This is a genomic window from Noviherbaspirillum sp. (genome assembly GCF_035627455.1).
Classification (GTDB): domain Bacteria; phylum Pseudomonadota; class Gammaproteobacteria; order Burkholderiales; family Burkholderiaceae_D; genus Noviherbaspirillum.
In genome coordinates, this window is the sequence record NZ_DASPLS010000108.1 from 1 (window position 1) to 4724 (window position 4724).

Annotated in this window: 5 protein-coding genes; 3 read left to right on the forward strand and 2 right to left on the reverse strand. The window is 66.0% G+C overall.

The window, feature by feature from the left end; genetic code table 11:
* Together VEC01_RS20335 and VEC01_RS20340 are read right to left on the reverse strand one after the other, a co-directional pair.
* Positions 1-311, reverse strand: a 311-nt coding sequence (locus VEC01_RS20335) for a hypothetical protein (protein WP_414691481.1), incomplete at its 3' end; no start/stop codon positions are given.
* A gap of 12 nt (positions 312-323) precedes the next feature.
* A complete protein-coding gene (locus tag VEC01_RS20340; protein WP_324902743.1) occupies positions 324-716 on the reverse strand; it encodes a DUF2917 domain-containing protein in 393 nt (130 codons plus the stop codon).
* Positions 717-847: 131 nt separating this feature from the next.
* Here VEC01_RS20340 and VEC01_RS20345 point away from each other — a divergent pair, with 131 nt between their 5' ends.
* From VEC01_RS20345 to VEC01_RS20355, 3 genes are all read left to right on the forward strand, one after another.
* Positions 848-1759, forward strand: a complete 912-nt coding sequence (locus VEC01_RS20345) for a LysR family transcriptional regulator (protein WP_324902744.1) — start codon at positions 848-850, stop codon at positions 1757-1759.
* Positions 1760-2638: 879 nt separating this feature from the next.
* Complete coding sequence (locus tag VEC01_RS20350) at positions 2639-3835, forward strand: O-antigen ligase family protein (RefSeq protein WP_324902745.1); 1197 nt, start codon at positions 2639-2641, stop codon at positions 3833-3835.
* On the forward strand, positions 3832-4724 hold an 893-nt coding region (locus tag VEC01_RS20355), incomplete at its 3' end, for a glycosyltransferase family 4 protein (RefSeq protein WP_324902746.1). The genes VEC01_RS20350 and VEC01_RS20355, both read left to right, overlap by 4 nt.

A 4724-nucleotide genomic window follows, 5' to 3' on the forward strand; every position in this document is an offset into this window, starting at 1 on the left:
GCCCGCTCGCGGCCGTCCTGGCGGATCACCGCCAGCAAGGTCATCGCCTCGGCCGGCGCATTGTGCAGGAAGCGCGCCAGCATGTCCGGCGTCAGTTCATGCAGCGGATAGAAGAAGCGGTGGTAGCGGCTCTGCAGCGACAGGCCCTGCACCAGTTGCTGGATCAGTTCGCCGTCGTCGGGACGCGAGGCGCGCAGCGTGACCGGGGTGCCGTCGGCGAGGCGCCAGGTGTCGCGCATTTCACGCGCGGCGGACGGACGGAACGGCAGGTAATGCTTCCAGTCGAGCGGGAAGGGGACGAGCGTGCGCATGATGGCCTCCGGTCATGCGAATGCCGGCTCGGCCGACGCCGGCAGCGCCGGGGCCGCCGGAATCACGCGCTGCGGCTGGCAGCGGTTGGCGTCGCGCGCGATGCACAGGCGGGCTTCGCCGAAGGCCGAGAACGTGGCCGGCGCGTCGCGGTCGAGCAGCACGCTGTCGCCGGCTTCCAGCACGATGTCGCGGATGTCGCCGTCCTGCACGATCCACACCGCGCCGGCCAGCGCGCGTACCGTCCAGCCATGCGCATGTTCCAGGCGCAGGTGCTGGCTGCCGCGCAACAGCAGCGTGTCGCCTGCCGGGTTCAGTTCCATTGCTGCATCTGAGACGGTGCCGCCGCTGTGGCGGCGGGCGAAATGGGCTATCGGGGCTCGGGCCTTGTGGGCGTTCGCTTGCATGATGTGCTCCTTTTGCGGAAATCGGAAACCTTGTGCGGCTTCCATGAAGCACATTATTGTTTGTTCTCAGATATTTACAATTATGTGAATTGGAATAATATTGTTTCCATCAATGGACAATCGGGGGCGGCATGGAACATCTGTCTGAAATGATGACGTTTGCGAAGGTGGTCGAGACGAAGAGCTTTTCGGCGGCGGCGCTGGCGCTGAAAACCTCGAAGTCGCTGGTCAGCAAGCAGGTCGGCGCGCTGGAGAATGCGCTTGGCGTGCGGCTTTTGAACCGCACCACGCGCCGCATGAGCCTCACCGAGATCGGCGCCGCGTATTACGAACACTGCGCGCGCATCATGCAGGAGATCGACGCCGCCGCGGAAACGGTGACGCAGCTGCAGGCCGAGCCGCGCGGCGTGCTGCGCCTGACTTCGCCGGTGATTTTTGCCTCGCTGCATCTGGCGCCGGTGATCGGGGACTTCCTGAAGAAGCATGACAAGGTCGAGGTGGAGCTGAACGCGACCGACCGCCTGATCGATATCGTCGAGGAGGGCTACGACCTGGCGATCCGGATCACCGACCACCCGGCGCCGACGATGGTCGCGCGCAGGATCGCGCCGGTGCGCTTCGTGACCTGCGCGTCGCCGGAATATCTGGAGCGGCGCGGCACGCCGCGCACGCCGCAGGACCTGCTGCAGCATGACTGCCTGGTGTACCAGGGCGTGCCGGCGCTGCGCAGCGGCTGGCGCTATGTGGTCAACAACCGGGATGTGGCGATCAACGTGAACGGCAAGTGCCGCGTCAACAATTCCGAAGCGCTGATCCAGCTGGCGCTCGACGGCATGGGCATCGTGCTGTTTCCGACCTACATCCTCGGCCCCCATCTCAGGAGCGGCCGGCTGAAGATCATCCTGCCCGACAGCGTGGCCAATCCCGACATGTCGCTGTACGCGACCTATTTGCCGAACCGGTACATGCAGCCTAAGGTGCGGGCCTTCATCGACCACATGATGGCATCGATCGGGCCGAAGCCGCATTGGGATGTGTTTTAGGGGCGGGTGCAGCGCGAAGCGGCGCTGGCGTTGCACCATGGGGCGCGCTGCGCGGCATTGCCGCACGCAACTTTCTCCGTGCACTCGTCAGCCCCGCATGACTTCACCATGGGCCCCCGCCTGCGCGGGGGTGACGGGGGACGGGAGCCAGATTGTCGGCGGAGGTGCCCGCAATTGCACGCCGAAGCCGGGATTCGGGCCAGGGCCGGTGCTCGCCGCGCCGCGCACGCGGGCAGCGACCCGTAACGAACTGTCCTCACCCCGTCGCCCCCGCGCAGGCAGGGGCCCATGACCCGCTCGCAAAATCCCCCGTCCGCCATCCCGTCACGCGCCGTCATGCCCCGACTACCGTCCTCTTTCCATCTGCAAATTATTCCCTGCGTAAATGTGTAACTTAATATTTTTTGTCCAGTCCCGATCGGGACCACTGCCTAGACTGGGTACAGAGGCTTCGTAGGAAAAGGCCGACTGCCCGGCTGGCTGCGGGGGCGGCAAGTCCGTCCGATCGGCGATTTGCGAGGACGACCGGCCGGCCGCGAAGCTAACGGGATGCGGCCGGGGCCGATGAAAAGGCCGCCGGCACAGATGCGGGGGCGCACAAGGAAAAGGCCGGCGCAGATGCGAAGGCCACCAAGAAGAAGGCCGAGGCAAAGGCCGACAAGGCGGCGGCTGCCGCCGATGCGAAGGCCGGCAAGGCTCAGAACAAGGCAAACGCCAGGCAATAAGCAGCCAGCGGCATCGATCAAGGCAGGCATGTCCTGCCTTTTTTTTCGCGCCCGGATTGCCGCACGGAAGTGAAGTCTTCGGCGGCGACCGCTATAATCCGCTTTGGCTGTCCGGCCACTGCCTGGGACCGGCCTCACCCGCACTATGAAATCCATGACATCGGTCGATCACAACAGGCAATTACCGCGCTCCCTGAGCGCGGCGACGGCGGCGGACAGGGCGCTCTGCGCGACCTTCTTTTTCCTCCCCGTCGCGAAGTCGGCGATGTTCCTCTCGTTCGCGCTCGCGCTCGCGCTGTTTGCCGGCGCCGGCGGCTTCGCCGCCGCGAGGCGCGACTGGCGTGCGCTGCCGTGGAGCCTGCCGGCGCTGGCGCTTGCCTTCCTGCCGCTGCTGTCGCTTGCGGTCCATGGCGAACAGGCGCTGGATTACCTCGGCCTGGCGTATTACTGGCCGGCTGCATTCATCGTCTTTTTCGCGGCCCGGGCGTACGACATCCGGCCCTGGCTGCGCGCGTTCGCGGCTGGCGTGTTCGTCGCCTTCTTGCATGCGCAGCTGACGCTGACGGGACTGGCGGGGCTGCCATGGCAGCCGTCGGCGCTCGCGAATTACATCCTGTACTCGCAATTCGTTGCGCTGGCCATCGTCGTGCTGTCGGTGCTCTACCGGCACGAAGCCCGGCGCGACCTGAAAATCCTCTACCTGCTCGCGATGGCGCTGTTCTTCGTCGCACTGCTGTCCGGAAAAGGGCGCAGCGGCCTGCTGGCGGTCGTCGTGCTGCTGCCGTTCATCGTGCTCAATCTCTTTCCGCGCATCGGCGCGCTGAAAATGGGGCTGGCGTGCCTGCTGGCGGCGCTCGCGGTCGTGATGTCGCCGCATGTGCAGATACGCATCGAGGCGGCAGTCAACGACGTGCGCCTGATGCAGCAGGAAGTCAGGAACACCTCGCTCGGCTACCGTGCCGACATGTGGCATACGGCGGTCGACCTGGTGCGCGAAAACCCGGTGCTCGGCGCCGGCGGCGCCGGCTTCAAGGCGCGCTGGCACAGCACGCCGCGCACCGGGCAGGCGGTCGAATTCGTCGAGCCGCACAACGCCTACCTGTTCTTTGCGTCGAGCTATGGCCTGCCGGGACTGGCCGCGCTGCTCTGGCTGTATGCGGCGCTGCTGCGCACCGGCTGGAAGCAACGCGCGACGACGGGCGGGGGCATGACCCTGGCCTTCGGCGTGATCTGCGTGGTCGGCAGCTTCACCAACACCATGTTCGTCGGCACCGCGAGCCACATGACGATGATGCTGTTCATCGGGCTGCAGGGCGCGCTGCTGCACGAGGCGACGGAGGCCGGCCAATGAGCGGGACGCCGAAGGTGCTGTTCCTTTGCCCGACGGTCGCGTATTACATCGGCGGCACGGAAACCGTGGTCAGCCAGCTCGCGCGCCGCATGAAGGACAAGGCGGCGCTCACGGTGCTGAGCGGCGACCCGGGCACCGGCGGCAAGGTGCTGATCGATGCCGACGGCTTTGCGCTGCGCACGATTCCGTTTGCCGGCCGCGATTCGCGCTTCAACCGCCTGCTCAGCAAGCTGCTGATGACCAGCCGCTTCAAGATCGAAAGCCATACCTTTTTCCGTTCGCTGGCGAAATCCGGCATCGACCTGGCCGCGTTCGACTACATCCTGACCTTTTACGAGGCCGACGCCTATCTGCTGGAGAAACGGTATCCGGCGCTGCGCGCGCGCTTCCGGCATTTCCTGCCCGGCGTGTCGATGCGCGGCTTCTTCCGCCGGGTGCCCGCGCGGGATGTGTTTTTCTTCGGCTACCGCGCCGCGCCGCGCGCCGAACGCAAGTGGGGCGTGCAGGTGCAGTCGCTGCCGCTGGGCGTCGATGCGCCTTTCTTTCCGCCGCAGGCGCCCGCATATCCGCAGGAAAAACGCCTGCTGTTCGTCGGCCGCCTCGACCAGAGCAAGCATGTGGACTGGCTGGCGGATTTCTTCGCCACCTCCGGTTTGGCGCAACGCGGCTACCGGCTCGACATCGTCGGCGACGGCCCCCTGTCCGCCGCATTGCACGCGAAACACGGGGCAACAGACGGCATTACCTTGCATGGACGCAAGCGGCAGGAAGAGGTGATCGGGCTGCTGCGGCAATCCTTCCTGCTGCTGCATCCGAGCGACCTCGAAAGCTTCGGCCTGACCATCCTCGAGGGCATGGCGGCCGGCGTGCCGGTGATCACCCATGCGCT

Excerpts from the sequence above, each read along its gene's own strand:
- VEC01_RS20340 (WP_324902743.1), bottom strand. The coding sequence starts at position 716 with ATGCAAGCGAACGCCCACAAGGCCCGAGCCCCGATAGCCCATTTCGCC.
- VEC01_RS20345 (WP_324902744.1), top strand. The coding sequence starts at position 848 with ATGGAACATCTGTCTGAAATGATGACGTTTGCGAAGGTGGTCGAGACG.
- VEC01_RS20350 (WP_324902745.1), top strand. The coding sequence starts at position 2,639 with ATGACATCGGTCGATCACAACAGGCAATTACCGCGCTCCCTGAGCGCG.